The sequence below is a fragment of the Pseudomonas sp. MWU12-2037 genome, from assembly GCF_023242345.1.
In the GTDB taxonomy this organism is placed as follows: domain Bacteria; phylum Pseudomonadota; class Gammaproteobacteria; order Pseudomonadales; family Pseudomonadaceae; genus Aquipseudomonas; species Aquipseudomonas gingeri_D.
Genome location: NZ_JALLIZ010000011.1, coordinates 21,171 through 42,960 on the forward strand (window position 1 = coordinate 21,171; position 21,790 = coordinate 42,960).

General features: G+C 57.1%; 33 protein-coding genes. 30 read left to right on the forward strand and 3 right to left on the reverse strand.

Annotated elements, in window-relative coordinates:
• Positions 1-7 precede the first annotated feature (7 nt).
• The 28 genes from rplD to bfr all read left to right on the forward strand — a co-directional run bounded on the left by rplD (position 8) and on the right by bfr (position 14,926).
• On the forward strand, positions 8-610 hold the full coding sequence (gene rplD, locus M5B42_RS20165) for a 50S ribosomal protein L4 (RefSeq protein ID WP_121135086.1): 603 nt from the start codon (positions 8-10) through the stop codon (positions 608-610).
• The gene (gene rplW, locus M5B42_RS20170; RefSeq protein WP_002555488.1) at positions 607-906 is read left to right on the forward strand and encodes a 50S ribosomal protein L23; all 300 of its coding nucleotides are present in this window, start codon (positions 607-609) and stop codon (positions 904-906) included. The genes rplD and rplW overlap by 4 nt, the downstream gene beginning before the upstream one ends.
• A gap of 14 nt (positions 907-920) precedes the next feature.
• Entirely contained in the window at positions 921-1,745 is an 825-nt protein-coding gene (gene rplB, locus M5B42_RS20175) for a 50S ribosomal protein L2 (RefSeq protein WP_103495383.1), read from the forward strand.
• Between the two features lie 16 nt (positions 1,746-1,761).
• Positions 1,762-2,037 carry a 30S ribosomal protein S19 gene (rpsS, locus tag M5B42_RS20180; protein ID WP_002555486.1) on the forward strand — a complete coding sequence of 92 codons (276 nt, stop codon included), beginning with the start codon at positions 1,762-1,764 and terminating at the stop codon, positions 2,035-2,037.
• Between the two features lie 11 nt (positions 2,038-2,048).
• Positions 2,049-2,381 carry a 50S ribosomal protein L22 gene (rplV, locus tag M5B42_RS20185; protein ID WP_003103908.1) on the forward strand — a complete coding sequence of 111 codons (333 nt, stop codon included), beginning with the start codon at positions 2,049-2,051 and terminating at the stop codon, positions 2,379-2,381.
• A 13-nt stretch (positions 2,382-2,394) separates the two neighbouring features.
• Positions 2,395-3,081 carry a 30S ribosomal protein S3 gene (rpsC, locus tag M5B42_RS20190; protein ID WP_008065719.1) on the forward strand — a complete coding sequence of 229 codons (687 nt, stop codon included), beginning with the start codon at positions 2,395-2,397 and terminating at the stop codon, positions 3,079-3,081.
• Positions 3,082-3,093: 12 nt separating this feature from the next.
• Complete coding sequence (gene rplP, locus M5B42_RS20195) at positions 3,094-3,507, forward strand: 50S ribosomal protein L16 (RefSeq protein ID WP_003232424.1); 414 nt, start codon at positions 3,094-3,096, stop codon at positions 3,505-3,507.
• Positions 3,507-3,698 carry a 50S ribosomal protein L29 gene (rpmC, locus tag M5B42_RS20200; protein WP_002555481.1) on the forward strand — a complete coding sequence of 64 codons (192 nt, stop codon included), beginning with the start codon at positions 3,507-3,509 and terminating at the stop codon, positions 3,696-3,698. Before rplP ends, rpmC begins: the two co-directional genes overlap by 1 nt.
• Positions 3,699-3,700: 2 nt before the next feature.
• Entirely contained in the window at positions 3,701-3,967 is a 267-nt protein-coding gene (gene rpsQ / locus M5B42_RS20205; protein WP_003194644.1) for a 30S ribosomal protein S17, read from the forward strand.
• Positions 3,968-3,990: 23 nt separating this feature from the next.
• Complete coding sequence (gene rplN / locus M5B42_RS20210; protein WP_011063774.1) at positions 3,991-4,359, forward strand: 50S ribosomal protein L14; 369 nt, start codon at positions 3,991-3,993, stop codon at positions 4,357-4,359.
• An 11-nt stretch (positions 4,360-4,370) separates the two neighbouring features.
• Complete coding sequence (gene rplX, locus M5B42_RS20215) at positions 4,371-4,685, forward strand: 50S ribosomal protein L24 (RefSeq protein WP_007896770.1); 315 nt, start codon at positions 4,371-4,373, stop codon at positions 4,683-4,685.
• A 20-nt stretch (positions 4,686-4,705) separates the two neighbouring features.
• Complete coding sequence (rplE, locus tag M5B42_RS20220) at positions 4,706-5,245, forward strand: 50S ribosomal protein L5 (protein WP_040071276.1); 540 nt, start codon at positions 4,706-4,708, stop codon at positions 5,243-5,245.
• Between the two features lie 13 nt (positions 5,246-5,258).
• Positions 5,259-5,564: a 30S ribosomal protein S14 gene (gene rpsN / locus M5B42_RS20225; RefSeq protein WP_100944356.1), complete on the forward strand. Its 306-nt coding sequence runs from the start codon at positions 5,259-5,261 to the stop codon at positions 5,562-5,564.
• 211 nt (positions 5,565-5,775) lie between these two features.
• The gene (rpsH, locus tag M5B42_RS20230; RefSeq protein WP_003228724.1) at positions 5,776-6,168 is read left to right on the forward strand and encodes a 30S ribosomal protein S8; all 393 of its coding nucleotides are present in this window, start codon (positions 5,776-5,778) and stop codon (positions 6,166-6,168) included.
• A gap of 12 nt (positions 6,169-6,180) precedes the next feature.
• Positions 6,181-6,714 (forward strand): 50S ribosomal protein L6, encoded by a 534-nt coding sequence (gene rplF / locus M5B42_RS20235; RefSeq protein ID WP_003176412.1) that lies wholly within the window; start codon positions 6,181-6,183, stop codon positions 6,712-6,714.
• Positions 6,715-6,724: 10 nt separating this feature from the next.
• A complete protein-coding gene (gene rplR, locus M5B42_RS20240) occupies positions 6,725-7,075 on the forward strand; it encodes a 50S ribosomal protein L18 (protein ID WP_003186037.1) in 351 nt (116 codons plus the stop codon).
• A 3-nt stretch (positions 7,076-7,078) separates the two neighbouring features.
• Positions 7,079-7,579 (forward strand): 30S ribosomal protein S5, encoded by a 501-nt coding sequence (rpsE, locus tag M5B42_RS20245; protein WP_100944357.1) that lies wholly within the window; start codon positions 7,079-7,081, stop codon positions 7,577-7,579.
• 2 nt (positions 7,580-7,581) lie between these two features.
• Positions 7,582-7,758: a 50S ribosomal protein L30 gene (rpmD, locus tag M5B42_RS20250; protein WP_010438202.1), complete on the forward strand. Its 177-nt coding sequence runs from the start codon at positions 7,582-7,584 to the stop codon at positions 7,756-7,758.
• 3 nt (positions 7,759-7,761) lie between these two features.
• A complete protein-coding gene (gene rplO, locus M5B42_RS20255; protein ID WP_103495384.1) occupies positions 7,762-8,196 on the forward strand; it encodes a 50S ribosomal protein L15 in 435 nt (144 codons plus the stop codon).
• On the forward strand, positions 8,197-9,525 hold the full coding sequence (gene secY / locus M5B42_RS20260; protein WP_100944359.1) for a preprotein translocase subunit SecY: 1,329 nt from the start codon (positions 8,197-8,199) through the stop codon (positions 9,523-9,525). It begins immediately after the preceding gene.
• A gap of 24 nt (positions 9,526-9,549) precedes the next feature.
• Positions 9,550-9,666, forward strand: a complete 117-nt coding sequence (gene rpmJ, locus M5B42_RS20265; RefSeq protein WP_002555468.1) for a 50S ribosomal protein L36 — start codon at positions 9,550-9,552, stop codon at positions 9,664-9,666.
• A 129-nt stretch (positions 9,667-9,795) separates the two neighbouring features.
• Positions 9,796-10,152 carry a 30S ribosomal protein S13 gene (gene rpsM, locus M5B42_RS20270; protein WP_003186020.1) on the forward strand — a complete coding sequence of 119 codons (357 nt, stop codon included), beginning with the start codon at positions 9,796-9,798 and terminating at the stop codon, positions 10,150-10,152.
• Between the two features lie 30 nt (positions 10,153-10,182).
• Entirely contained in the window at positions 10,183-10,572 is a 390-nt protein-coding gene (rpsK, locus tag M5B42_RS20275) for a 30S ribosomal protein S11 (protein WP_007924177.1), read from the forward strand.
• A gap of 18 nt (positions 10,573-10,590) precedes the next feature.
• Entirely contained in the window at positions 10,591-11,211 is a 621-nt protein-coding gene (rpsD, locus tag M5B42_RS20280) for a 30S ribosomal protein S4 (protein ID WP_017123253.1), read from the forward strand.
• A gap of 22 nt (positions 11,212-11,233) precedes the next feature.
• Entirely contained in the window at positions 11,234-12,235 is a 1,002-nt protein-coding gene (rpoA, locus tag M5B42_RS20285) for a DNA-directed RNA polymerase subunit alpha (protein WP_003176403.1), read from the forward strand.
• Positions 12,236-12,277: 42 nt separating this feature from the next.
• Entirely contained in the window at positions 12,278-12,664 is a 387-nt protein-coding gene (gene rplQ / locus M5B42_RS20290) for a 50S ribosomal protein L17 (protein ID WP_100944360.1), read from the forward strand.
• A 192-nt stretch (positions 12,665-12,856) separates the two neighbouring features.
• Positions 12,857-14,305: a catalase gene (locus M5B42_RS20295; protein WP_248746819.1), complete on the forward strand. Its 1,449-nt coding sequence runs from the start codon at positions 12,857-12,859 to the stop codon at positions 14,303-14,305.
• A gap of 156 nt (positions 14,306-14,461) precedes the next feature.
• Positions 14,462-14,926 carry a bacterioferritin gene (gene bfr, locus M5B42_RS20300; protein WP_248746820.1) on the forward strand — a complete coding sequence of 155 codons (465 nt, stop codon included), beginning with the start codon at positions 14,462-14,464 and terminating at the stop codon, positions 14,924-14,926.
• A 72-nt stretch (positions 14,927-14,998) separates the two neighbouring features.
• Here the strand turns inward: bfr and uvrA are convergent, their stop codons facing one another.
• A complete protein-coding gene (gene uvrA / locus M5B42_RS20305; protein ID WP_248746821.1) occupies positions 14,999-17,833 on the reverse strand; it encodes an excinuclease ABC subunit UvrA in 2,835 nt (944 codons plus the stop codon).
• 177 nt (positions 17,834-18,010) lie between these two features.
• Between uvrA and M5B42_RS20310 the strand changes: the two genes are divergently transcribed.
• Together M5B42_RS20310 and M5B42_RS20315 are read left to right on the forward strand one after the other, a co-directional pair.
• Complete coding sequence (locus tag M5B42_RS20310; RefSeq protein WP_103495388.1) at positions 18,011-19,408, forward strand: MFS transporter; 1,398 nt, start codon at positions 18,011-18,013, stop codon at positions 19,406-19,408.
• 9 nt (positions 19,409-19,417) lie between these two features.
• Positions 19,418-19,942 carry a single-stranded DNA-binding protein gene (locus M5B42_RS20315; protein WP_152742149.1) on the forward strand — a complete coding sequence of 175 codons (525 nt, stop codon included), beginning with the start codon at positions 19,418-19,420 and terminating at the stop codon, positions 19,940-19,942.
• 528 nt (positions 19,943-20,470) lie between these two features.
• On the opposite strand, the gene M5B42_RS20320 is transcribed toward M5B42_RS20315, so the two are convergent.
• Together M5B42_RS20320 and M5B42_RS20325 are read right to left on the reverse strand one after the other, a co-directional pair.
• Positions 20,471-20,926, reverse strand: coding sequence for a type II toxin-antitoxin system PemK/MazF family toxin (locus M5B42_RS20320; RefSeq protein WP_152742148.1), 456 nt, complete (start codon positions 20,924-20,926; stop codon positions 20,471-20,473).
• A gap of 394 nt (positions 20,927-21,320) precedes the next feature.
• Positions 21,321-21,599 (reverse strand): DUF3077 domain-containing protein, encoded by a 279-nt coding sequence (locus tag M5B42_RS20325; RefSeq protein ID WP_152742147.1) that lies wholly within the window; start codon positions 21,597-21,599, stop codon positions 21,321-21,323.
• Positions 21,600-21,790 lie beyond the last annotated feature (191 nt).

The following is a 21,790-nucleotide window of genomic DNA, read 5'->3' on the forward strand; positions in this document are numbered from 1 at the left end:
AGCTGACATGCAATTAAATGTAAATGACGCTCAGGCAATCGAAGTTTCCGAACTGACATTTGGCGGCGAATTCAACGAGACGCTGGTTCACCAAGCAGTCGTGGCCTACATGGCTGGCGGCCGTCAGGGTAGCAAGCAGCAAAAGACCCGTTCCGACGTTTCCGGTGGCGGTAAGCGCCCATGGCGTCAGAAAGGTACTGGCCGTGCTCGTGCCGGTACCATCCGTAGCCCAATCTGGCGTGGCGGCGGTACCACTTTCGCAGCTCGTCCTCAGGATCACTCCCAGAAGCTGAACAAGAAGATGTATCGCGCAGCAATGCGTTCCATCCTTGCTGAGCTGGTGCGTACTGATCGTCTGGTCGTGGTTCAGGATTTCGCTGTTGAAACGCCGAAAACCAAAGACCTGCTGAACAAACTGACTGGCATGAGTCTGACCGACGTTCTGATCGTGTCCGACGCTGTTGATCAGAACCTGTACCTGGCTGCTCGTAACCTGCCACACGTTGATGTCCGTGACGTACAGGGTTCCGATCCAGTTAGTCTGATCGCATACGACAAGGTGTTGATCACCGTGTCGGCCGTGAAGAAATTCGAGGAGCTGCTGGGATGAACCAGGAACGCGTATTTAAAGTTCTGCTTGGCCCGCACGTTTCCGAGAAGGCTACGGTCCTGGCAGACAAGAAAGGTCAGTTCGTTTTCAAGGTTGCGACTGACGCAACCAAGCTGGAAATCAAGAAGGCCGTCGAAAGCCTGTTCAGCGTGAAAGTAGAGCGTGTGACTACCCTGAATGTCCTGGGTAAAAGCAAACGCACTGCTCGCGGTCTGGGCAAGCGTAATGACTGGAAGAAGGCAGTTATCTCCCTTCAGCCAGGCCAAGATCTCGATTTCAGCAGCAGTGCTGAGTAAGGAAGGGGTGCATCATGGCAATCGTTAAATGCAAACCGACTTCCCCTGGCCGCCGTTTTGTGGTCAAGGTGGTCAACAAGGAGCTGCATAAAGGCGCTCCTCACGCACCGCTGCTCGAGAAAAAATCGAAGACTGGTGGTCGTAACAACAATGGCCGTATTACCACTCGTCACATCGGTGGTGGTCATAAGCAGCATTATCGTCTGGTCGATTTCCGTCGCAACGACAAAGATGGCATCTCTGCCACTGTCGAGCGTATCGAATACGATCCAAACCGTACTGCTCACATCGCTCTGCTGCTGTACGCAGACGGCGAGCGTCGCTACATCATCGCGCCTAAAGGCGTGAGTGCTGGCGACCAGCTGATCGCAGGCGCTCTGGCTCCAATCAAGCCGGGTAACGCTCTGCAACTGCGCAACATCCCAGTGGGTTCCACCGTACACGGCATCGAATTGAAGCCAGGTAAAGGTGCACAGATCGCCCGTTCCGCTGGTGCTTCGGCTCAGCTGATCGCTCGTGAAGGTGTCTACGTGACCCTGCGTCTGCGCTCCGGTGAAATGCGTAAAGTGCTGTCGGAATGCCGTGCAACGCTGGGCGAAGTCTCGAACTCCGAGCACAGCCTGCGTTCCCTGGGTAAAGCCGGTGCCAAACGCTGGCGTGGCGTTCGCCCAACCGTTCGTGGTGTTGCCATGAACCCGGTTGACCACCCACATGGTGGTGGTGAAGGTCGTACCTCTGGTGGTCGTCATCCGGTATCGCCGTGGGGCTTCCCGACTAAGGGCGCGAAGACTCGTGGTAATAAGCGTACCGACAAAATGATCGTCCGTCGTCGCAAGTAAATAGAGGGATACGACAGTGCCACGTTCTCTGAAAAAAGGTCCTTTTATCGATCTTCACCTACTGAAGAAGATCGAAGTGGCGGCGGAAAAGAACGATCGCAAACCAGTTAAGACCTGGTCGCGCCGTTCCATGATCCTGCCACAAATGGTCGGTTTGACCATCGCTGTGCATAACGGTCGTCAACACGTCCCCGTTCTCGTGAACGAAGACATGGTCGGCCACAAACTGGGCGAGTTTGCCGGTACCCGCACATATCGTGGGCACGTGGCTGACAAGAAAGCCAAGCGTTAAGGGGTTAGGAAATGGAAGTAGCCGCTAAGTTGTCGGGCGCTCGAATCTCCGCCCAGAAAGCCCGCTTGGTCGCCGACCAGATCCGCGGGAAGAAGGTGGGCGAAGCGCTCAACTTGTTGGCTTTCAGCAGTAAGAAAGCCGCCGAGATCATGAAGAAAGTGCTGGAGTCGGCCGTAGCCAACGCCGAGCATAACGAAGGCGCAGACGTTGATGACCTGAAGGTCAGCACCGTTTTCGTCAACGAAGGGCGTTCGCTGAAGCGCATCATGCCGCGTGCCAAAGGCCGGGCTGATCGCATCGTCAAGCGGTCTTGCCATATCACTGTCAAGGTTGCTGACAAGTAACGGAGTCGAAGAGATGGGTCAGAAAGTACATCCCATTGGCATTCGCCTGGGAATCGTCAAGGAGCACACCTCCGTCTGGTACGCAGACGGTCGGACTTATGCGGACTATTTGCTCGCAGATCTGAAAGTGCGTGAGTACCTCCAAGACAAACTAAAAAGCGCGTCCGTAAGCCGTATCGATATCCATCGTCCGGCCCAAACTGCACGCATCACCATCCACACCGCTCGTCCAGGTATCGTTATCGGGAAGAAAGGTGAGGATGTTGAGAAACTGCGTCAGGACCTGACCAAGCAAATGGGTGTGCCTGTGCACATCAATATCGAAGAGATCCGCAAGCCGGAGCTCGACGGTATGCTGGTTGCCCAGAGCGTAGCTCAGCAGCTGGAGCGTCGTGTGATGTTCCGTCGCGCCATGAAGCGCGCCGTACAGAACGCCATGCGCATTGGTGCCAAAGGCATCAAAATCCAAGTGAGCGGTCGTCTCGGCGGTGCTGAAATCGCACGTACTGAATGGTATCGCGAAGGTCGTGTGCCACTGCACACCCTGCGTGCCGACATCGACTATGCCAACTACGAAGCTCACACCACCTACGGTGTGATCGGTGTAAAGGTTTGGATCTTCAAAGGCGAAGTAATTGGTGGTCGCCAAGAAGAACTGAAACCACAAGCACCAGCGCCTCGTAAAAAAGCTGCTAAGTAAGGGGTACGCCAAATGTTGCAACCAAAGCGTACGAAGTTCCGCAAGCAGATGACAGGCCACAACCGTGGTCTGGCTCAGCGCGGTAGCAAAGTCAGCTTCGGCGAGTTCGCGCTGAAGTCTGTTGCTCGTGGTCGTCTCACCGCTCGTCAGATCGAGTCAGCGCGTCGTGCTCTGACCCGTCACGTAAAACGTGGCGGCAAGATCTGGATCCGTGTGTTCCCGGACAAGCCTATCTCCAAAAAGCCCCTCGAAGTTCGGATGGGTAAAGGTAAGGGTAACGTGGAGTACTGGGTTGCCCAGATTCAGCCAGGCAAAGTCCTGTATGAAATCGAGGGTGTTACTGAAGAGCTGGCGCGTGAGGCTTTTGCCCTGGCTGCTGCAAAGCTGCCGCTCGCCACCGCTTTTGTTAAACGGACGGTGATGTGATGAAAGCGAATGAACTTCGTGAAAAATCAGCACAGCAGCTGAACGAGCAACTGCTCGGCCTGCTGCGCGACCAGTTCAATCTGCGTATGCAGAAAGCAACTGGCCAGTTGGGGCAGTCTCACCTGCTCTCGCAAGTTAAGCGCGACATCGCTCGTGTGAAGACTGTGCTCAACCAGCAGGCAGGTAAGTAATCATGGCTGAAGCCGAAAAGACCGTCCGTACGCTGACTGGCCGTGTTGTCAGCGACAAAATGGACAAGACCATCACCGTTCTGATCGAGCGTCGCGTAAAGCACCCGATCTACGGTAAATACGTTAAGCGTTCGACTAAGCTGCACGCGCACGACGAAACCAACCAGTGCCACATTGGCGACAAGGTCACGATTCGTGAAACTCGTCCGATGGCCAAGACCAAGTCTTGGGCGCTGGTTGATGTTCTCGAACGCGCTGTGGAAGTCTAAGGGCTAGGGGTCGGAGAAATTATATGATTCAGACTCAATCCATGCTCGATGTGGCCGATAACAGCGGCGCTCGCCGCGTTATGTGCATCAAGGTGCTGGGTGGCTCGCATCGTCGTTACGCTGGTATCGGTGACATCATCAAAGTAACCGTCAAGGAAGCAATTCCGCGCGGTAAAGTGAAGAAAGGCCAAGTGATGACTGCTGTCGTAGTCCGCACTCGCCATGGCGTTCGTCGTGCTGACGGCTCCATTATCCGCTTTGATGGCAACGCTGCTGTTCTGTTGAACAACAAGCAAGAGCCGATCGGCACCCGTATCTTTGGGCCAGTGACCCGTGAACTTCGTAATGAGAAGTTCATGAAGATCGTCTCGCTCGCCCCAGAAGTGCTGTAAGGAGATCCGACATGCAAAAGATTCGTCGTGACGACGAGATCATCGTGATCGCCGGCAAAGACAAAGGTAAGCGCGGTAAGGTGCTTAAGGTTCTCGCTGATGACCGTCTGGTCGTCGGTGGTCTGAACCTGGTCAAGCGTCATACCAAGCCTAACCCGATGTCGGGCGTACAGGGCGGTATCGTCGAAAAAGAAGCGCCACTGCACGCTTCCAACGTCGCCATTTTCAACGGCGAAACCAACAAGGCTGACCGCGTTGGTTTCAAAGTAGAAGACGGCAAAAAAATTCGTGTCTTCAAGTCGACCCAAAAAGCGGTTGATGCTTGAACACTGCTAGGTAGAAGACCATGGCACGACTGAAAGAGATTTACCGGAAGGAAATCGCTCCGAAGCTTAAGGAAGAACTTAAGCTGGCGAACGTGATGGAAGTTCCGCGCATTACCAAGATCACCCTGAACATGGGTCTGGGCGAAGCGATCGGTGACAAGAAAGTCATCGAGCACGCTGTGGCTGACCTGGAGAAGATCACCGGCCAGAAAGTCGTTGTGACTCACGCTCGCAAATCCATCGCTGGCTTCAAAGTCCGCGAAGGTTGGCCGATCGGTGTCAAAGTGACCCTGCGTCGCGATCGTATGTATGAGTTCCTGGATCGTCTGCTGTCGATCTCCCTGCCTCGGGTTCGCGACTTCCGCGGCCTGAATGCCAAGTCCTTCGACGGTCGTGGCAACTACAGCATGGGCGTGAAAGAGCAGATCATTTTCCCGGAAATCGATTACGACAAGATCGATGCTCTGCGCGGTCTGGACATTACCCTGACCACCACTGCCAAGAACGATGATGAAGGTCGCGCATTGCTGCGTGCTTTCAAATTCCCGTTCCGCAACTGATTGGAGTAGGAAAATGGCCAAGAAGAGCATGAAAAACCGTGAGCTGAAGCGTCAGCTCACCGTTGCCAAGTACGCCACCAAGCGTGCAGCACTGAAAGCTATCATCGTCGATCTGAACGCAAGTCCAGAAGCACGTTGGGAAGCTTCGGTAGCCCTGCAGAAGCAGCCACGTGACGCAAGCGCCTCGCGCATGCGTAACCGCTGCCGCATCACTGGTCGTCCGCACGGCGTTTACCGCAAGTTCGGCCTCGGCCGTAACAAGCTGCGTGAAGCGGCCATGCGTGGTGACGTACCAGGTCTGGTTAAAGCCAGCTGGTAAGCCACACCGCCCAAGTCACGGTGGTCGGTCTCGCAAGAACCGACCACCGGTGACCTTGAGTTTGAATCAAGCCCCTTTTGGGGCTTGATTCATTTCTGGGGTGTGTCTAGAATGACCGGCTCGCCTGAGCCTGCACTTTTTACGTGTGGAGATACTCGGCGACAGTTGTAGCCGCGAGGCTAATTCTTTTTGTATCAGGAGCGTCTAGCCCATGAGTATGCAGGACCCGTTAGCGGACATGCTAACTCGAATCCGTAATGCCCAGATGGCTGAAAAGTCCGTCGTAAGCATGCCGTCTTCCACGTTGAAGGTGGCTGTAGCAAAAGTCCTGAAGGACGAAGGTTACATCGCGGGTTATCAGATCAGCAGCGAAACCAAGCCGTTGCTATCCATCGAGCTGAAATACTTCGAAGGCCGTCCGGTCATCGAGGAAGTGAAGCGCGTTAGCCGTCCAGGCCTGCGTCAGTACAAGTCCGTTGAGGATCTGCCGAAAGTTCGTGGCGGTCTCGGCGTGTCTATCGTCTCCACCAACAAAGGTGTGATGACGGATCGTGCTGCGCGCGCTGCCGGTGTCGGCGGCGAAGTTCTTTGCACTGTGTTCTAAGGGGGGATAAGCATGTCTCGCGTCGCTAAGAACCCCGTTAAGCTGCCAGCCGGTGTCGAAGTCAAATTCGCAGGCCAACAGCTTTCGGTGAAGGGTGCCAAGGGTACTCTTGAACTGAACATCCATTCGTCCGTTGAGATCGTTGAAGAAGCTGGTGAGCTGCGTTTCGCTGCTCGCAATGGCGATCAACAAACTCGCGCAATGGCCGGTACCACGCGTGCGTTGGTAAACAACATGGTCCAAGGCGTAAGCCAAGGCTTCGAGCGTAAGCTCCAGCTGGTCGGTGTTGGTTACAAAGCGCAAGCAAAAGGCACGGTTTTGAACCTGGCCCTTGGCTTCTCGCACCCAGTGGATTACGAACTGCCGGAAGGCATCACCGCTGAGACCCCTAGCCAAACCGATATCCTGATCAAGGGCATCGATAAGCAGCTGGTAGGTCAGGTGGCCGCTGAGATCCGCGACTTCCGTCCACCAGAGCCGTACAAAGGCAAAGGTGTGCGCTACGCGGACGAAGTCGTCCGTCGTAAAGAAGCCAAGAAGAAGTAGGGCATAGCAAATGACCGACAAAAAAGTTACTCGACTGCGTCGCGCTCGCAAAGCACGCCTGAAAATGCACGAACTCGAAGTCGTGCGTCTCTGCGTGTTCCGCTCTTCGCAGCACATCTACGCCCAGGTCATTTCGGCCGACGGCAACAAAGTCCTGGCAAGTGCCTCGACTTTGGACAAAGAACTGCGTGATGGTGCCACTGGCAACATCGACGCGGCCACTAAGGTTGGCCAGCTGGTCGCTACGCGTGCTAAAGCCGCTGGCGTCTCGCAGGTGGCTTTCGACCGCTCTGGCTTCAAGTACCACGGCCGCGTCAAGGCGCTGGCTGATGCTGCTCGTGAAGCTGGGCTGGAGTTCTAAGTTATGTCAAATAACGACCAAAAGCGCGACGAAGGCTACATCGAGAAGCTGGTTCAAGTTAACCGCGTAGCCAAAACCGTTAAAGGCGGCCGTATCTTCACCTTCACCGCGTTGACCGTGGTAGGTGATGGCAAGGGCCGTGTAGGCTTCGGCCGTGGCAAGTCACGTGAAGTGCCTGCTGCGATCCAGAAGGCTATGGAAGCTGCTCGCCGCAACATGATCCAGGTTGATCTGAACGGCACCACCCTGCAGTACGCCATGAAGTCCGCCCACGGCGCTTCGAAGGTTTACATGCAGCCTGCTTCTGAAGGTACCGGTATCATCGCTGGCGGCGCTATGCGTGCTGTCCTCGAAGTCGCTGGTGTACAGAACGTTCTGGCCAAGTGCTACGGCTCGACTAACCCGGTAAACGTGGTTCACGCCACTTTCAAGGGTTTGAAAGCGATGCAGTCCCCTGAGTCCATTGCTGCCAAGCGCGGCAAAACTGCAGCGGAGATCCGTTGATCATGGCAACTGTAAAAGTAACGCTGATCAAAAGCATGACCGGCCGCATCCCTAACCACAGACTGTGCGTTAAGGGTCTGGGTCTGCGTCGCATCGGTCACACTGTAGAAGTCCTGGATACTCCCGAGAATCGCGGGATGATCAACAAGGCTTACTACATGCTGCGTGTAGAGGGTTAATCGATGAAACTCAATGATCTGAGTCCAGCGCCGGGTTCCCGCCGCGAAAAGCATCGTCCGGGCCGTGGTATCGGTAGCGGTTTGGGTAAGACCGGTGGCCGTGGCCACAAAGGTCAGACCTCCCGCTCCGGTGGCACCATTGCTCCAGGCTTTGAAGGCGGCCAACAGCCGCTGCATCGTCGCCTGCCGAAGTTCGGTTTCGTTTCCCTGAAAGCCATGGACCGCGCAGAAGTGCGTCTGTCCGAGCTGGCCAAAGTGGACGGCGACATCGTCACCGTGCAGTCCCTGAAAGATGCCAACGTGATCAACCAGAACGTACAGCGTGTGAAAATCATGCTGTCGGGCGAAGTGACTCGCGCAGTAACTATCAAGGGCATCGCCGCCACCAAAGGTGCGCGTGCGGCTATCGAAGCAGCTGGCGGCAAGTTCGAGGAATAAATGGCTAAGCAAGGTGCTCTCTCAGCGCTCAGCAAAGGCGGGTTATCCGAGCTCTGGGCTCGACTGCGTTTTCTATTCCTGGCGATTATCGTCTACCGGATAGGCGCGCACATCCCAGTTCCTGGTATCAACCCGGACCGGCTGGCGGACCTGTTTCGACAGAATGAGGGGACCATTCTTAGCTTGTTCAACATGTTTTCCGGCGGCGCGCTGGAGCGGATGAGCATCTTTGCACTGGGGATCATGCCGTACATTTCGGCATCGATCATCATGCAGTTGATGAGCGCCGTCAGCCCGCAGCTGGAGCAGTTGAAGAAGGAAGGTGAGGCTGGTCGTCGTAAGATCAGCCAATACACCCGCTATGGCACCGTCGTCCTGGCACTGGTTCAAGCCATTGGCATGTCCATTGGCCTGGCTAACCAGGGCGTCTCGTTTAGTGCTGGCTTCAGCTTCCATTTCGTTGCGGTGTCCACTTTTGTGGCCGGCGCGATGTTCATGATGTGGTTGGGCGAGCAGATTACCGAGCGCGGTGTTGGTAACGGTATCTCGATGTTGATTTTTTCGGGTATCGTCGCCGGTCTTCCGAGAGCAATCGGGCAGTCTTTCGAGTCTGCACGTCAGGGCGATATCAACATCTTCGCTTTGGTTGCCATCGGTTTGCTGGCAGTAGCGATCATCGGTTTCGTGGTGTTCATTGAGCGTGGCCAGCGTCGTATTGCTGTTCACTACGCCAAGCGTCAGCAGGGCCGCAAGGTCTTTGCTGCGCAGACCAGCCACCTGCCGCTGAAGGTGAATATGGCCGGTGTTATTCCTGCTATCTTCGCGAGCAGCATCTTGCTGTTCCCGGCTTCGCTGGGTGCCTGGTTCGGTCAGTCTGAAGGTATGGGCTGGTTGCAGGACATCTCGCAGTCGATCGCTCCTGGTCAGCCGTTGAATATTCTGCTGTTTAGTGCAGGGATTATTTTCTTCTGCTTCTTCTATACGGCGTTGATGTTCAATCCGAAAGACGTAGCGGAAAACCTGAAGAAGTCCGGTGCCTTTATTCCGGGTATCCGTCCAGGCGAGCAGTCGGCGCGCTACATTGATGGCGTTCTGACCCGTTTGACCATGTTCGGTGCTCTTTATATGACGGCCGTGTGCCTGCTTCCCCAGTTCCTGGTGGTTGCGGCAAACGTTCCGTTCTACCTTGGCGGGACCTCGTTGCTGATCGTGGTCGTGGTTGTGATGGACTTCATGTCCCAAGTACAATCGCACCTCGTTTCGCACCAGTACGAATCCCTGATGAAGAAAGCCAACCTGAAGGGTTACGGCAGCGGCATGCTGCGCTGACCCATAAGGTTCGAGGAGTTGGTGATGAAAGTTCGTGCATCGGTGAAAAAGCTGTGCCGTAACTGCAAGATTATTCGCCGCGAAGGTGTGGTTCGAGTAATTTGCAGCGCGGAACCGCGTCACAAACAGCGCCAAGGCTGAGTGTGATCTGCTAAAAGCCCAGCAGCTAGTGCGCTGCTGGGTTGATTATTTGTTATTACAGCGATATTATCTCGCGCCCTATTTCTTGGCTTCCGGGGCGTAGGTAGCTGTCAATTGGAGTCCCACTGAATGGCCCGTATTGCAGGCGTTAACATTCCAGATAACAAGCACACTGTTATCTCGCTGACCTACATCTATGGTGTTGGTCGCACTACTGCACAGAAAATTTGTGCAGTGACTGGGGTCAACCCAGCCGCAAAGATCAAGGATCTGAGCGACGAGCAGATTGAACAGCTGCGTGGCGAAGTGGCGAAGTTCACCACTGAAGGTGACCTGCGTCGCGAAATCAACATGAAAATCAAACGCTTGATGGACTTGGGCTGCTACCGCGGTCTGCGCCATCGTCGTGGTCTGCCAGTACGCGGTCAGCGTACCAAGACCAACGCGCGTACTCGCAAAGGTCCGCGTAAGCCGATCCGCAAGTAATCGCACCAGCGAATCGACAGGAATCTAGTCATGGCAAAACCTGCTGCTCGTCCTCGTAAGAAAATTAAAAAGACAGTGGTTGATGGCATCGCCCACATCCACGCGTCTTTCAACAACACCATCGTGACCATTACCGACCGTCAAGGTAACGCTCTTTCTTGGGCTACCTCCGGTGGTTCGGGTTTCCGCGGTTCCCGCAAGTCCACCCCGTTCGCTGCTCAAGTAGCTGCTGAACGTGCTGGTCAAGCTGCGCTGGAATACGGCCTGAAAAACCTCGACGTTAACGTCAAAGGTCCAGGTCCAGGTCGTGAGTCCGCTGTCCGTGCATTGAACGGCTGTGGCTATAAGATCGCCAGCATCACCGACGTGACGCCAATCCCGCACAACGGGTGCCGTCCGCCGAAGAAGCGCCGCGTGTAATCCAGGAGATTGTAAAGAATGGCTCGTTACATTGGTCCAAAATGCAAACTGGCTCGTCGCGAAGGCACCGATCTCTTCCTGAAGAGCGGCGTGCGCGCTATCGAATCCAAGTGCAACATCGAAGCAGCACCTGGTATCCACGGCCAACGCCGCGGTCGCCAGTCCGACTACGGCACCCAACTGCGTGAAAAGCAGAAGGTCCGTCGTATTTATGGCGTTCTTGAGCGTCAGTTCAGCGGCTACTACAAAGAAGCTGCCGGCCGTAAAGGCGCAACCGGTGAAAACCTGCTGCAACTGCTCGAATGCCGTCTGGACAACGTTGTATACCGTATGGGTTTTGGCTCGACTCGTGCCGAATCCCGTCAACTGGTATCGCACAAGTCGATCAGCGTTAACGGCAAAACCGTCAACGTCCCGTCCTACCAGGTTCGTGCTGGTGACGTGGTAGCTATTCGTGAGAAAGCTAAGAATCAACTGCGCATTGTCCAGGCTCTCGATCTGTGTGCCCAGCGTGGCCGCGTAGAATGGGTAGAAGTGGACACTGAGAAGAAGTCGGGCGTTTTCAAGAACGTGCCTGCTCGCAGTGACCTCTCCGCCGACATCAACGAAAGCCTGATTGTCGAGCTCTACTCCAAGTAAGGGCTAGAAAATAGGTGCATCCATGCAGATTTCGGTAAATGAGTTCCTGACACCCCGTCACATTGACGTGCAGGTTGTCAGTCCAACCCGCGCTAAGATCACCCTCGAGCCTCTCGAGCGTGGTTTTGGCCACACCCTGGGCAACGCGCTGCGCCGCATCCTGTTGTCCTCAATGCCAGGCTGTGCAGTAGTCGAGGCCGAGATTGACGGTGTGCTCCACGAGTACAGCGCCATCGAAGGTGTACAGGAAGACGTCATTGAAATCCTGTTGAACCTTAAAGGTCTGGCTATCAAGCTGCACGGCCGTGACGAAGTTACGCTGACCTTGTCGAAGAAGGGTTCGGGGGTGGTTACCGCTGCCGATATTCAGCTGGATCATGATGTCGAGATCGTTAATCCCGATCACGTAATCGCCAACCTGGCGTCTAACGGCGCCTTGAACATGAAGCTCACCGTAGCTCGTGGTCGTGGTTATGAACCAGCAGACTCGCGTCAGAGCGATGAAGACGAAAGCCGCAGCATCGGTCGCTTGCAGCTCGACTCTTCGTTCAGCCCGGTTCGCCGTATCGCTTACGTGGTGGAAAACGCCCGTGTCGAGCAGCGTACCAACCTGGACAAACTGGTTATTGATCTGGAAACCAACGGTACCCTGGATCCTGAAGAGGCTATCCGCCGCGCTGCAACCATCCTGCAACAGCAGTTGGCTGCGTTCGTCGACCTCAAAGGTGACAGTGAGCCAGTGGTTATCGAGCAAGAAGACGAGATCGATCCGATCCTGCTTCGCCCGGTTGACGATCTGGAACTGACTGTACGTTCGGCCAACTGCCTTAAGGCGGAAAACATCTACTACATCGGCGACCTGATTCAGCGTACCGAAGTAGAGCTGTTGAAGACTCCGAACCTGGGCAAGAAATCCTTGACTGAAATCAAGGACGTTCTGGCCTCCCGCGGTCTGTCCCTCGGCATGCGCCTCGACAACTGGCCGCCTGCAAGTCTTAAGAAGGACGACAAGGCGACTGCCTGATCGTCGTAATCACCGAACGTAGTGTTTGGTAAGGAATGAACCATGCGTCATCGTAAAAGTGGTCGTCACCTGAGCCGCACCAGCTCGCACCGCAAGGCCATGTTTCAAAACATGGCGGTGTCGCTGTTCGAGCACGAGCTGATCAAAACGACTCTGCCAAAAGCCAAAGAACTGCGTCGCGTTGCTGAGCCGCTGATCACTCTGGCCAAAGTAGATAGCCTGGCTAACCGCCGTCTGGCTTTCGACCGTACTCGTTCGAAAGCTATCGTTGGTAAGCTCTTCAACGACCTGGGCAAGCGTTACGCTACCCGTGAGGGTGGCTACCTGCGCATCCTCAAGTGCGGTTTCCGCACTGGCGACAACGCGCCTATGGCGTACGTCGAGTTGGTTGATCGTGCTACTGCCGGCGAAGCTGTATCTGCCGAGTAAGACGTCAGTCTGAAACAAGAAACCGGGCCTAGTGCCCGGTTTTTTGTTGCCTGCTATTAAGCAATTGACCTTCGATAGCGTATTTCTATGGGTGACAATTACTTAATGAATTTGTCCCCGTCATATTGATGGTCAATACTCCCTCTCAGCCGATTAGCCGGCAGCACCAAGACCGAGAGAGGAAGGACAAGCATGAGCCAGAACAAAACGCTGACCACCGCCAGCGGTGCGCCCGTTGCGGACAACCAGAATTCCCGTTCCGCCGGCCCCCGTGGCCCGCTGCTGCTCGACGACTTTCACCTGATCGAGAAGCTCGCCCACTTCAACCGTGAAAACATCCCTGAGCGCCGTGTACACGCCAAGGGCTCGGGTGCCTACGGGACCTTCACCGTTTCCAAGGACATCACCCAGTACACCAGCGCCAAGCTGTTCGAGTCCGTGGGCAAGCAGACCCCGACCTTCCTGCGCTTCTCCACCGTGGGTGGCGAACGCGGTTCGGCTGACACCGAGCGCGATCCACGGGGTTTCGCCCTGAAGTTCTACACCGAGGAAGGCAACTGGGACATCGTCGGCAACAACACGCCGGTGTTCTTTATCCGCGATCCGCTGAAATTTCCCGACTTTATCCACACCCAGAAACGCCTGCCGCAAAGCAACCTGAAAAGCGCGCAGATGATGTGGGACTTCTGGTCGCACTCGCCCGAGGCGTTGCACCAGGTCACCATCCTGTTCTCGGACCGCGGGATCCCGGACGGCTACCGTCATATGCACGGCTTCGGCAGCCACACCTACAGCCTGATCAACGCCAAGGGCGAGCGTCACTGGGTGAAATGGCACTACAAGACCAAGCAGGGCATCAAGAACCTGGCACCGGCCGAGGCGGCACGCCTGGCGGGTACCGATCCTGACTACGCCCAGCGTGATCTGTTCGGCGCCATCGAACGCGGCGATTTCCCGAAATGGAGCGTGTGCATCCAGATCATGACCGAGGCTCAAGCCGCGGCGCATCACGAGAACCCCTTCGACGTGACCAAGACCTGGTCGCAGAAAGAGTTCCCGTTGATCGAAGTCGGCGAGCTGGAGCTCAACCGCAATCCGCTGAACTACTTCGCTGAAGTCGAGCAGGCCGCTTTCGCTCCGAGCAATATGGTGCCGGGTGTTGGCCTGTCGCCGGACCGCATGCTGCAAGGGCGTGTCTTCGCCTATGCGGATGCCCACCGCTACCGTGTCGGCACCAATCACCAGCAACTGCCGGTGAACGCCCCACGCAGCCCGGTCAACAGCTACCAGCGTGACGGCTCCATGGCCTTTGGCAGCAACGGTGGCGCCGCGCCGAACTACGAGCCCAACAGCTACGTCGACGCGCCCAAACAGGCTCCTCGCTACGCTGAGCCGGCCTTGGCCCTCAGTGGTGCGGCGGATCGTTACGATCACCGCGAAGATACCGACTACTACAGTCATGCCGGTGCCTTGTTCCGGCTGATGAGCGCCGAGCAGAAAGCGCTGCTGATCAGCAATATCGCCGGTGCGATGGCGGGTGTTTCCAGCGATGTGGTCGAGCGTCAGTTGCAGCACTTCTTCAAGGCTGATCCGGCTTACGGAGAAGGCATCGCCAAGGCCTTGGGCGTAGTGCTGAACTAAGTCTAAACGAGAAGCAGAACCGCCCTCACTCAGGGCGGTTTTTGCGTTTTTTAGGCTGCTTTTCTCGGAAAATCTTCACTTTGTTTGCGTTTTTCCAGTGACCTTGCAGTCAGCTTGGTTCAAAATACAGCCTTTCAAGCAGGGAGATGTAGGGCTATGCAAGGTAACCAGGTCGTAGTCGATTACCTCAACACGTTGCTGACCGGTGAGCTGGCGGCACGTGATCAATATTTCATCCATTCGCGGATGTACGAGGACTGGGGCTTCAGCAAGCTCTACGAGCGCATCAATCACGAAATGGAAGAAGAGGCACAACACGCCGATGCGCTGATGCGCCGGATCCTGATGCTGGAAGGCACGCCACGCATGCGCCCGGACGACCTGGACATCGGTACCACGGTGCCTGACATGTTCGCCGCCGACCTGCGCCTGGAGTACAAGGTGCGTACCGCGCTGTGCAAGGGCATCGAGCTCTGTGAAGTGCACAAGGATTACGTCACCCGCGAGATCCTGCGCCAGCAGTTGGCCGATACCGAGGAAGATCACACCTACTGGCTGGAGAAGCAGTTGGGGCTGATCAAGTCCATCGGTTTGCAGAATTACCTGCAATCGCAGTTCTGAGACAGCGATTTCAGCGACCACAAAAAAGCCCCTGTCATCATTCAATGACAGGGGCTTTTTCATTCCGCCGGTTTACGCCCGATCGCGCAGCAACAGCGGCTTCAGGTAATGCCCGGTGTGAGACTGCGACATCTCCGCCACTTGCTCCGGCGTGCCAACGGCAATGATCTGCCCGCCCTTGGAGCCACCTTCAGGCCCAAGATCCACCAACCAGTCGGCGGTCTTGATCACATCCAGGTTGTGCTCGATCACCACCACGGTATTGCCGTGGTCGCGCAGGCGGTGCAGCACGTCCAGCAGTTGCTGGATATCCGCGAAGTGCAGGCCGGTGGTCGGCTCGTCGAGGATATACAGGGTCTTGCCGGTATCGCGCTTGGACAGTTCGCGGGACAGCTTGACCCGCTGCGCCTCGCCACCGGACAGGGTGGTTGCCGACTGCCCCAGCTTGATATACGACAGGCCCACATCCATCAGCGTCTGCAGCTTGCGCGCCAGGGCCGGCACCGCGTCGAAGAACTCCCGCGCCTCCTCGATGGTCATCTCCAGCACCTCGTGGATGCTCTTGCCCTTGTACTTGATCTCGAGGGTTTCGCGGTTGTAGCGCTTGCTCTTGCACACGTCGCACGGCACATAGATGTCCGGCAGGAAGTGCATCTCCACCTTGATCAGGCCATCGCCCTGGCAGGCTTCGCAGCGGCCGCCCTTGACGTTGAACGAGAAACGCCCCGGACCGTAACCCCGTGAACGGGACTCCGGTACGCCAGCGAACAGCTCGCGGATCGGCGTGAACAGGCCGGTGTAGGTGGCCGGGTTCGAACGCGGGGTACGACCGATGGGGCTCTGGTCGATATCCACCACCTTGTCCAGGTGTTGCAGGCCGTTGATGCTGTCGTGGGCCGCGGCTTCCAGCGTCGTCGCGCCGTTCAGCGCGGTAGAACTCAGGGGGAACAGGGTGTTGTTGATCAGCGTCGACTTGCCGGAACCGGACACGCCGGTCACGCAGGTCAGCAGACCCAACGGGATCTCCAGGTCGACGTTGCGCAAGTTGTTGCCGCGAGCGCCCTTGAGCGTCAACACCTGCTTCTTGTTACGCGGTGTGCGCTTGGCTGGTACTTCGATCTTCACCCGGCCGGACAAATACTTGCCGGTCAACGAGTCAGGGTGGGCCATGACCTCGGCCGGTGTGCCTTCGGCGACGATATGGCCGCCATGCACGCCTGCACCCGGGCCGATGTCGACCACATAATCGGCCAGGCGAATCGCGTCTTCATCGTGCTCGACCACGATCACTGTGTTGCCGATGTCGCGCAGGTGCTTCAGGGTGCCGAGCAGGCGGTCGTTGTCCCGCTGGTGCAAACCGATGGACGGTTCATCGAGGATGTACAACACCCCCACGAGGCCGGCGCCAATCTGGCTGGCCAGGCGAATGCGCTGCGCTTCGCCACCGGACAGGGTGTCGGCGCTACGATCCAGGGACAGATAATCCAGGCCGACGTTGACCAGGAACTGCAGGCGCTCACGGATTTCCTTGAGAATCTTGTCGGCGATTTCCCCGCGGCGGCCGGTCAGCTTCAGCACGCCGAAGTATTCGCAGGCATCGCCGATCGGCAGGTTGGTCACCGCCGGCAGGGTCTTCTCGCCCACCCACACGTGCCGCGCCTCGCGACGCAGGCGGGTACCACGACAATCCGGGCACGGTTGGGTACTGAGGAACTTGGCCAGCTCTTCACGCACGGTGGCCGATTCGGTTTCGCGGTAACGACGCTCCAGGTTCGGCACGATGCCTTCGAACGGGTGGGAACGCTTGACGATATCGCCGCGGTCGTTGAGGTACTTGAAGTCGACGTTCTGGCTGCCGCTGCCTTGCAGGAGCAACTTCTGTTGGTCCGCCGGCAACGTGTTGAACGGCACTTCCAGACTGAAGCCATAGTGGGATGCGAGCGACCCAAGCATCTGGAAGTAATAGACGTTGCGCCGGTCCCAGCCGCGTATTGCCCCTTCGGCCAGGGTCAGCTCACCATTGACCAGGCGCTTGATATCAAAGAACTGCTTGACCCCCAGGCCGTCACAGGTCGGACAGGCGCCAGCCGGGTTGTTGAAGGAGAACAGCTTGGGTTCCAGCTCACTGATGGCATGACCGCAGATCGGGCAGGCGAAGCGCGCGGAGAAGATCATCTCCTCGCCGGGTTCGTCGTCCATCGGTGCTACCAGGGCGATGCCGTCCGCCAGCTTCAGCGCGGTCTCGAAGGACTCGGCCAGGCGTTGTTGCAAATCGCCACGAACCTTGAAGCGGTCGACCACCACATCAATGGAATGCTTCTTCTGCTTGTCGAGCTTGGGCACTTCGTCCAGCTCGCAGAGCCGACCATTGACCCGGGCGCGGACAAAACCTTGCGCCCGCAGCTCTTCGAACACCGACAGGTGCTCGCCCTTGCGCTCGCGAATCACCGGCGCCAGCAGCATCAGCTTGGCGCCTTCGGGCTGGGCCAGCACCAGGTCGACCATCTGGCTGACGGTCTGGGCCTCCAGCGGGATGTCGTGGTCCGGGCAGCGCGGGGTGCCTACGCGGGCATACAGCAGACGCAGGTAGTCGTAGATCTCGGTGATGGTACCGACCGTCGAACGCGGGTTATGCGACGTCGACTTCTGCTCGATGGAGATCGCCGGCGACAGGCCTTCGATGGTGTCGACGTCGGGTTTTTCCATCATCGAGAGGAATTGCCGGGCATAGGCCGACAGTGATTCCACGTAACGGCGTTGCCCTTCGGCGTATAAGGTGTCGAAGGCCAGGGACGACTTGCCGGACCCGGACAAGCCGGTGATCACGATCAGCTTGTCCCGGGGCAGGGTCAGGTCGATGTTCTTCAGGTTGTGGGTTCGAGCCCCACGAATCAGGATCTTGTCCAAGATGGCCTCGCACGGCGGGCGGTAAACGCAAGAGTATAAGGCTAAATACTGGATGGATGCACACTATCGGCCGACAGTATTTCAGTCTTGCATGACAGCTCGCGACAAAGCGTCGCCATGTATCCCCTCTATCGATGGGACTGGTAGAATCGCCGCCGGTTCACACGAGGTTTTTCCATGCACGATCCCCACAGCGAACGCATGAGTGGCAGCGAGACCCGCGCGGCAAGCGGTCTGGCCCTGGTGTTCGCTTTCCGTATGCTTGGCATGTTCATGGTGTTGCCGGTTCTGGCTACTTACGGGATGGATCTCGCGGGGGCGACACCGGCCCTGATCGGCCTGGCCATCGGCGCCTATGGCCTGACCCAGGCGGTATTCCAGATTCCCTTCGGGATCATTTCCGACCGCATCGGCCGACGCCCGGTGATCTACCTCGGGCTGGTGGTCTTCGCCCTGGGCAGCTTGCTGGCGGCCAACGCCGATTCGATCTGGGGCGTGATCGCCGGCCGGATCCTGCAAGGTGCCGGGGCGATTTCCGCGGCGGTCATGGCGCTGCTCTCGGACCTGACCCGCGAGCAGCACCGGACCAAGGCCATGGCGATGATCGGCATGACCATTGGTCTGTCGTTCGCCGTGGCGATGGTGGTCGGCCCCTTGCTGACCCGCGCCTTCGGTCTGTCCGGCCTGTTCCTGGCCACTGGCGGCATGGCGCTGCTGGGGATCCTGATCATCGCCTTTATGGTCCCGCACTCAACGGGGCCGTTGCAGCACCGTGAGTCCGGCGTGGCCCGTAAGGCGTTGTTGCCGACCCTCAAGCATCCTGACCTGTTGCGCCTGGACCTGGGGATCTTCGTCCTGCACGCGATGCTGATGTCCAGCTTCGTTGCCTTGCCCCTGGCCCTGGTGGAAAAAGCCGGGTTGCCCAAGGAGCAGCACTGGTGGGTGTACCTGACCGCGCTGCTGATTTCCTTTTTCGCCATGATCCCGTTCATCATCTATGGCGAGAAAAAACGCAAAATGAAACGAGTTTTACTCGGCGCCGTGACGACCTTGATGCTCACTGAGCTATTCTTCTGGGAGTTCGGCGACAGTTTGCGGGCGCTGGTGATTGGTACCGTGGTGTTCTTCACCGCGTTCAATCTGCTGGAAGCTTCGTTGCCGTCGTTGATCAGCAAGGTTTCACCGGCGGGCGGCAAGGGCACGGCGATGGGGGTGTATTCCACCAGCCAGTTCCTCGGCTCCGCGCTCGGCGGGATCATGGGCGGCTGGATGTTCCAGCATGGCGGTTTGTCGGCGGTTTTCCTTGGATGCGCCGGTCTGGCTGCACTCTGGCTGGCCTTTGCTGTTACCATGCGCGAACCACCCTATGTGACGAGCCTGCGCGTGCCGTTATCGCCTGAAGCGATCCGCGAAGCCGGTCTGGTCGAGCGCCTCAAGGCGATCGTAGGGGTAACCGATGCAGTCATGGTGGCCGAAGAGGCTGCCATTTACATCAAATTGGACACCGAATTGTTGGATCGCACGACCCTTGAGCGCCTGGTCAATGAACCGGCGCCCCAAGCGTGCGAAGCCTAGGAGAACGTTATGGCCCGTGGGGTTAACAAAGTCATATTGGTCGGCACGTGCGGCCAGGATCCTGAGGTTCGCTTCCTGCCTAACGGCAACGCCGTGACCAACCTGAGTCTGGCGACCAGCGAACAGTGGACCGACAAGCAGACTGGTCAGAAGGTCGAGAAGACCGAGTGGCACCGTGTGTCGATGTTCGGCAAGGTCGCCGAGATTGCCGGCGAGTACCTGCGTAAAGGTTCGCAGGTCTACATCGAAGGCAAGCTGCAGACCCGCGAGTGGGAAAAAGACGGCATCAAGCGCTACACCACTGAAATCATCGTCGACATGCAGGGCACCATGCAACTGCTGGGTGGCCGTCCACAACAGGGCGACCAACAAGGCGGCGGCTACGACCAGTCCGCGCCACGCCAACAGGCTCCGCGTCCACAGCAGTCGCGCCCACAGCAGTCGGCCCCGCAGCAATCGCGCCCGGCGCCACAGCAGGCCGCACCGCAGCCGGCTCCGGATTTCGACAGCTTTGATGACGATATTCCGTTCTAGGACTTACCTGAGACTTTTCTGTAAAGTTTAGGTCTGGAGCCCCCGCATTGCGGGGGTTTCTCGTTAGTAAGACCCGCAAGTGCCGGGGATTGATCAAATGGTTAGCTGTTGCTAATTTGCCAGCGAGGGCTCAATAAGAGCATTGCTGTTCGGTGTCACGGTGTCTATTGACCGACAGTGCGGATTGCAGGACGTCACCATCCTGCGGTAGCGGCAACCAGGCAACAACGGTTGGCTTGCGACCCAGTCTCTTGAGACTAGCTAAGTAAGCGCTGCGACTACCAGCCCTCTAGACTTTTCTAAAAGGCGCCCGACGGGCTAATGCCATTCAGCTAAGGCCGAATACCGTCCCTGCGTGAGCCGGGTTGCCGACGATGGAGTCCGCAAGGTCGCCACCGGAACAGAAACACGATTCTCAGAAAGGCAAAAGCCCGGTTGTTAACCGGGCTTTGCAGGTCCCTCTAGGGGGATAAAACTCAAGTGCCTCAAGGGCTACGTGAAAAATTCTATGGCTGGTTGACGCGCATGTCAATTTTCTTTGAGCAATGCCCCAGCGTTTACAGCTTTTATTACGGCTTTCTGAATGAGAGTCACCACCTCCCGGGATAGCACCTGCTCCAGGTGCCCACGCATAGCCCTGGGCTTGAAGAGGCGTTGTTTGCTGACCTGTTCAATGAGGTCGGCTTTTGCCCACCTGGTTTGTTGCTTAAAGTAAGGCAGCTCGTCTATCAGCTCGCTCCCCAGCTCGACATGCAAACCACGGCTGAGCTTCCCCATGTCCTTTGTTGTCGACAGCGGCACGACTATGCAGGCATTAGGGTCAATCCGCGCATTTAGCACGACAACCAAACGGTTCTTGATCATTTCTGGCTTCAAGCGATAGTCGTAGCTCTTGAAAGCTATGTCACCGTCTTCATCGTACTGGTAGTCCCCATAGTTGCACTCCAGAATCTGCCCTATCTTGGGTTCAAATCTAATAGCCATCAACGGTCCTTAACATGGGGCACCGCCAGATCGACATGATGCTCCAGCTCCACGCTGTCTGAGCGAAGCTGGATCTGCAACTGGGTACCGTTCGGTGTTGCGCAACCCGTGATGCCCGGGGCGATACATTTCTGGTGCGTAGCCAAAACTCTGATGCTCAGTCTCTGGGTGCAGAATGAAGTCGTCTTGATGAAGATCCTTTGTATAGACCGACGATGCGACTGGGGCGTGGGGTTTTGACACGTAGCGCTCCCTGGCGGTGGCTTTATGGTGCCAAGGCTCTGGGCAGCCCTTGTGGAGGTGCCCACTAGGTATGCGACACGTGGCGAAAGCGCTAGTCAAAAGCCCGTGGCTATTAATGTCACGGGCTTTTTTATTGCCTGTTATTACCCGCTTACACCGACGCCCCGCGCAACATTCCCTGCGTCAAATCATCGATGACCGCCTTGCCCATCTCGCCCAGGTAATGCGAAGCCCAGGCATAACGTTCGCCATCGCTTTCCAGGGCAGCATCGAGGGAGAGTGCTTTGGCGCAGTAGAGCAGGAGGGACGCGTGCTCCATGGCTTCCAGAATGGGAACGCCAGGGTTTACGCGAAATAGTTCACGACCTTGGGAGCCGCACTGGGAGAAGGTGATGACGCCGAGTGTTTTGTTTGGTGGGGGATTGGTCATTGGACACCTCCGGCATGGGCCAGGGTGCTGGCTGTTTGAAGGTAAGTCTTTGCTTGAGTGAAACCGTCCATGCGCTAACTCCTATACCTGGGGAAATAGCCGCCACGTTCGTTTCCAAGCGAGTGGGTGGCAGCTGTACGCAGGTTGGAAAACCGGGGGTATAGGTCCCGGCAGGACCGAAGTCCTCCCAC